Below are 4,719 nucleotides of genomic sequence, written 5' to 3' on the forward strand. Positions count from 1 at the left end.
CGCCGGTGCCGTCCAGCTCGATCGCGTAGAGCTGCTGGTCGGCGGGGCCCGCGGCCGTGCTCCAGCGGCGGCCGTTCCAGTAGCGTTCGCGGCCCATCCACTCTGGATCTGGGTACCACCCAGGTGGTGTGCTCACCAGAACCCTCCCGTCAGGATCGGTTCAAAGGTTTGCGCACGCCACGACACAGCGTCAACGGGAGGGTCACAGCTTCGGGGTGAAAGGTCGGCGATGTCGAGGATCGTCTGGCTCGGCGAGGCCGCGCAGGGCCGTTTCGACGAGTTCGATCGCCTGCAGGAGGGAGACTAGGCGGGCGCCCTCGCGGCGGTAGGTCTCCAGGACCGACTCGACGCCGTGCGGCGGGACGACGTCCCCGAGGTCGACGCGGGCGGTGCGGAAGCCCTCGCGGGCCGCCTCCACGGACGCGGCGGCGTGGTGGCGGGCCATCCGGGCGAGGGCGATGGGGTAGCGGCGCAGCACCCCGTAGCGCCGGTACTCGGGCGGGACGAGTTCGAGCAGCCAGGCCAGGGCGGTGTCCTCGAAGCGCTCGGTGCCCGGTGGGTGCACCTGCGCGGGCCAGCCGGGCGGGACGTAGGTGCTCACGCGGTCAGGATAACCCGACTTCGAACTTATGTTCGATACAAATCGGACACGTTATTCCGGCGGCGGGGTCCGGCGGATGCGGATCCTGCCCGAGTCCAGGTCGTCGCGCGTGCTGCCGGAGCCGGTCTGCTCATGGTCGTCCTGGCGCAGGACCTTCTGCCGCTCCTGCTCCTCGAGCTTGACCTTCTTCGACCCCTCGAACGCGGACGCCAGGTCCTCGAACATGCCGCCGCCGAACCCGGCGCCGGTCTCACCGTCACCGCGGATGGCGCCCATCAGCGAGGACTTGCCCGTCCCCTCGCGAGGCCATTCGACGATCTCCTGCTCGGCCGGCTCCGGGCGGTTGCCCATGGCGCGGCCCTTGACGCGCTTGCGGCGGCGAAAGGGTGACTTCACACACTCTCCAACGCGATGGGTGGCCAGATTGATCCCGGCGACCGCTCAGGTCGTGAAGGACCACCGGGTGGGAGAACCGGTGAAGTCTCCCTGGCGGAGCCCGAAGGCCTGCTGGGGCCGTACCGCGACGGTCGCGTTGACCTCGGGGTCCAGGAAGTCCACACGATATCTGGTCGCGTACTTGGAATTGACGAGGTCGATGAACCGTTGGAGGTCCTTTTGCTCGGTCAGCACCTCGGCGATCCCCTCGATGACCACGGGGTTCTCGGCCTCCTCGGTGGTGACCACGACCCGCGGGTTCGCCCGCAGGTTCACCATCTTGCGAGACGGGACGCTGCTGCTGAACAGCAGTGCCTCACCGGACCAGGCGCCCCACACCGGCATGGCGTGCGGCCGTCCGTCCGGCCGCACCGTGCAGAGCCAGAAGTTGCGGGCCTCCCGCAGCTGCTCCACGGCCCAGGACCACGGCAGCAGGCCGCTGCCCTCCTCCGGGCCCACGATGCCGTAGCCGGGCATGTACGGCCGTTCGGCGGTCGGCTCCAAGGGACCGGTGGGCTGGGTGGGCTCCGGTTCCGCCGCGGCGCCGGAAGCCGACATGGCGTTCTCCCCTCTTTGGGTTCTGTCACTGTCTGGCTGTCCCCCGGCCTATCGTTTCAGACCTCCGGACCCCGTGGTGACGCTCGGTGGCTCGTTGGGAGCGGCTCGGCGCGGTAGCCTGCGGGACGTGCGCCTATCCCATGTCATCACGGCCCTGGAGGAGCTCTATCCGCCCGAGTGGGCGGAGTCCTGGGACGCCGTCGGTCTCGTGTGCGGCGACCCCGACCAGGAGGTCGGACGGGTGCTGTTCGCGGTCGACCCGGTGGCCGCCGTGATCGACGAGGCGCTGGAGTGGGGGGCCGACCTGGTGGTCACGCATCATCCGCTGCTGCTGCGCGGGGTGCACTCGGTCGCCGCGACGACGCCGAAGGGCCGGCTCGTCCACCGGATGATCAGGAACGGGGTGGCGCTGCACACCGCGCACACCAACGCGGACCGGGCCGATCCCGGCGTGTCGGACGCGCTGGCGCGGGCCGTCGGCCTCGCCGGCGAGCTGCGCCCGATGGTCCCCGCCGACGACGATCCCCGCCGCGGCCTCGGCCGCATCGGGGAGCTGGCCGAGCCCGTCACGCTGCGGGAGTTCACCGGGCGGGCGGCGGCCGGGCTGCCGTCCACCGCCTGGGGGGTGCGGGCCGCGGGCGACCCGGACCGCGCCGTCCGCACCGTCGCCGTGTGCGGGGGCGCCGGCGACTCCCTGCTCGGCACCGCGCGCGACGCCGGTGTCGACGTCTACCTCACCGCCGACCTGCGGCACCACCCCGCCTCGGAGTTCACCGAGCAAGGCGGCCCCGCCCTGGTGGACGCCGCGCACTGGGCGACCGAGTGGCCCTGGCTCGCCGACGCCGAGCGGCGCCTGGCGGCCGCCTCCCCGGACGCGGGCAAGTTGGAGACCCGGGTGTCCACGCTCGTCACCGACGCGTGGCGCCTCCACGACGAAGGAGCACATTGAAAGCCGCACCCCAAGCCCAGCTCCGCCTGCTCGACCTGCAGGAGCTCGACGCCTCGCTGGACCGGCTGGCCCACCGCCGGCGCACGCTGCCCGAGCTGGCGGAGATCGAGCGGCTGGAGGGACGCCTGACCGAACTGCGCGACGCGATCGTGGCGGCCGAGACGGAGACCGGCGACCTGCAGCGCGAGCAGAAGAAGGCCGAGCAGGACGTCGAGCAGGTCCGCGCCCGGGCCGACCGCGACCAGAAGCGGCTCGACTCCGGGCAGGTGTCCTCGGCCAAGGACCTCAGCAACCTCCAGGCGGAGATCGAGTCGCTGCAGCGCCGCCAGTCCGACCTGGAGGAGGTCGTCCTGGAGATCATGGAGCGGTCGGAGGAGGCGGAGGGCAGGGTGTCCGCGCTGCGCGCCGACCAGGCCGCCGCGCAGGACGAGCTGGCCGCGCTCGTCGAGCGCCGCGACGCCGCCCGGCGGGAGATCGACGACGAGGCCGGGACGACCAGCGCCGCGCGCACCGCGGTCGCCAAGGACATCCCCGAGGACCTGCTGGCCCTCTACGAGAAGCTGCGCGGCCAGTTCGGCGGCGTCGGCGCGGCCAAGCTGTTCCGCGGCGCCTGCCAGGGCTGCCACCTGGCGCTCAACACGGTGGACCTGAACAACATCCGGGCCGCCGCCGAGGACGAGGTCGTCCGCTGCGAGGAGTGCCGCCGCATCCTCATCCGGACGCCAGAGTCGGGCCTGTGAGCGCGGGCCGGAAGCTGGTCGTCGAGGCGGACGGGGGATCGCGCGGCAACCCCGGCCCGGCCGGGTACGGGGCGCTCGTCCGCGACGCGCTGACCGGGGAGGTCCTGGCCGAGGTCGCCGAGGCGATCGGGGACGCCACCAACAACGTGGCGGAGTACCGGGGCCTCATCGCCGGGCTGGCCGCCGCGTCCGGGATCGACGCGGCCGCCCGCGTCGAGGTCCGGATGGACTCGAAGCTCGTCGTGGAGCAGATGTCCGGACACTGGAAGATCAAGCACCCGGGCATGGTCCCGCTGGCGCTGCGGGCCCGCGAGCTGGCGGAGGACCTGGGGTCTGTCTCCTACACGTGGATCCCGCGGAACCGCAACGCGCACGCCGACCGCCTCGCCAACGAGGCCATGGACGCCGCGGCCCGCGGCGAGCAGTGGGTCCGCAAGGTCGAGGAGACGCCGGGGGAGCCGGAGCCGCCCCCGGCGCCGGTGCGGCCCCCGTCGTCCACCCCGATGACCACGGTCCTGCTCCGGCACGGTGAGACGCCGCTGTCGGTCGAGAAGCGCTTCGCCGGGACGAGCGACGTCCCGCTCACCGCGAACGGCCTCGCCCAGGCCCGCGCCGCGGCGCTCGCCCTCAAGGACCGCGAACTGGACGCGATCGTCACCTCGCCGCTGGCGCGCTGCCGTGCCACCGCCGCCGAGGTCGCCGCCGTCACCAGGCTCGACGTCCGCGTCGAGGACGGTTTCCGCGAGACCGACTTCGGCGAGTGGGAGGGGCTCACCTTCGCCGAGGCCGGCAAGGGCTGGCCGGCAGAGCTCAAGGCATGGCTGGCCGATCCGGAGGTCGCGCCGCCCGGTGGCGAGAGCTTCGCGCAGGTCTCCCGCCGCGTCCGGACCGCCCTGGACAAGGTGAAGGTCCGCCACCGCGAGCAGACCGTCCTGGTGGTCTCGCATGTCACGCCGATCAAGATGCTGGTCAAGGACGCCTTGGGCGCGCCCATGCCGTCCCTGTACCGGATGCACCTGGACGTGGCGGCGCTGTCGTCCATCGACTGGTACGCCGACGGCCCCGCGACCCTGCGGTCCTTCAACGACGTCCACCATCTTCCGGCCTGACCGGAACCGGCCTTCCGTAGCGGCCCCGCACGCGCCTACGCTCCACAGAAGGGCACCGTGACCTGGGGAGGAACCGTGACGACGAAGATCCTGCTGGACGAGTCGAGGCTCCCGAGCCGCTGGTACAACGTCGTCCCCGACCTGCCCGCGCCGCCGCCCCCGCCCCTGCACCCGGGAACGCGCGAACCGGTCGGCCCGGACGACCTCGCGCCGCTGTTCCCGATGGACCTCATCGCCCAGGAGGTCTCGGGCGAGCGCTTCATCGACATCCCCGAGGAGGTCCGCGACGTCTACCGGCTCTGGCGCCCCACCCCCCTCATCCGGGCC

At 72.6% G+C, this 4,719-nt stretch carries 6 protein-coding genes and 1 pseudogene; 4 read left to right on the forward strand and 3 right to left on the reverse strand.

Translation table 11 applies throughout. The annotated features are described in order from the left end of the window. Window positions 1-202 precede the first annotated feature (202 nt). The 3 genes from E1266_RS35725 to E1266_RS35735 are packed head-to-tail and all read right to left on the reverse strand — an operon-like array spanning window position 203 to window position 1,594. Window positions 203-601: a hypothetical protein gene (locus tag E1266_RS35725; RefSeq protein WP_132054786.1), complete on the reverse strand. Its 399-nt coding sequence runs from the start codon at window positions 599-601 to the stop codon at window positions 203-205. A 51-nt stretch (window positions 602-652) separates the two neighbouring features. Further along, window positions 653-997: a DUF6191 domain-containing protein gene (locus E1266_RS35730; RefSeq protein WP_132054788.1), complete on the reverse strand. Its 345-nt coding sequence runs from the start codon at window positions 995-997 to the stop codon at window positions 653-655. Window positions 998-1,042: 45 nt separating this feature from the next. Beyond that, on the reverse strand, window positions 1,043-1,594 hold the full coding sequence (locus E1266_RS35735; RefSeq protein WP_132054790.1) for a pyridoxamine 5'-phosphate oxidase family protein: 552 nt from the start codon (window positions 1,592-1,594) through the stop codon (window positions 1,043-1,045). 127 nt (window positions 1,595-1,721) lie between these two features. On the opposite strand from E1266_RS35735, the gene E1266_RS35740 reads away from it, so the two are divergent. From E1266_RS35740 to E1266_RS35755, 4 genes and pseudogenes are all read left to right on the forward strand, one after another. Continuing rightward, window positions 1,722-2,543: a Nif3-like dinuclear metal center hexameric protein gene (locus E1266_RS35740; RefSeq protein ID WP_132054792.1), complete on the forward strand. Its 822-nt coding sequence runs from the start codon at window positions 1,722-1,724 to the stop codon at window positions 2,541-2,543. After that, on the forward strand, window positions 2,540-3,283 hold the full coding sequence (locus E1266_RS39060; RefSeq protein ID WP_132054794.1) for a C4-type zinc ribbon domain-containing protein: 744 nt from the start codon (window positions 2,540-2,542) through the stop codon (window positions 3,281-3,283). Before E1266_RS35740 ends, E1266_RS39060 begins: the two co-directional genes overlap by 4 nt. After that, a complete protein-coding gene (locus tag E1266_RS35750) occupies window positions 3,280-4,392 on the forward strand; it encodes a bifunctional RNase H/acid phosphatase (protein ID WP_132054796.1) in 1,113 nt (370 codons plus the stop codon). Before E1266_RS39060 ends, E1266_RS35750 begins: the two co-directional genes overlap by 4 nt. 75 nt (window positions 4,393-4,467) lie before the next feature. Then, window positions 4,468-4,719: pseudogene (locus E1266_RS35755) on the forward strand (TrpB-like pyridoxal-phosphate dependent enzyme); the annotation flags it as partial.

The organism is Actinomadura sp. 7K534 (assembly GCF_004348575.1).
GTDB lineage: Bacteria > Actinomycetota > Actinomycetes > Streptosporangiales > Streptosporangiaceae > Spirillospora > Spirillospora livida.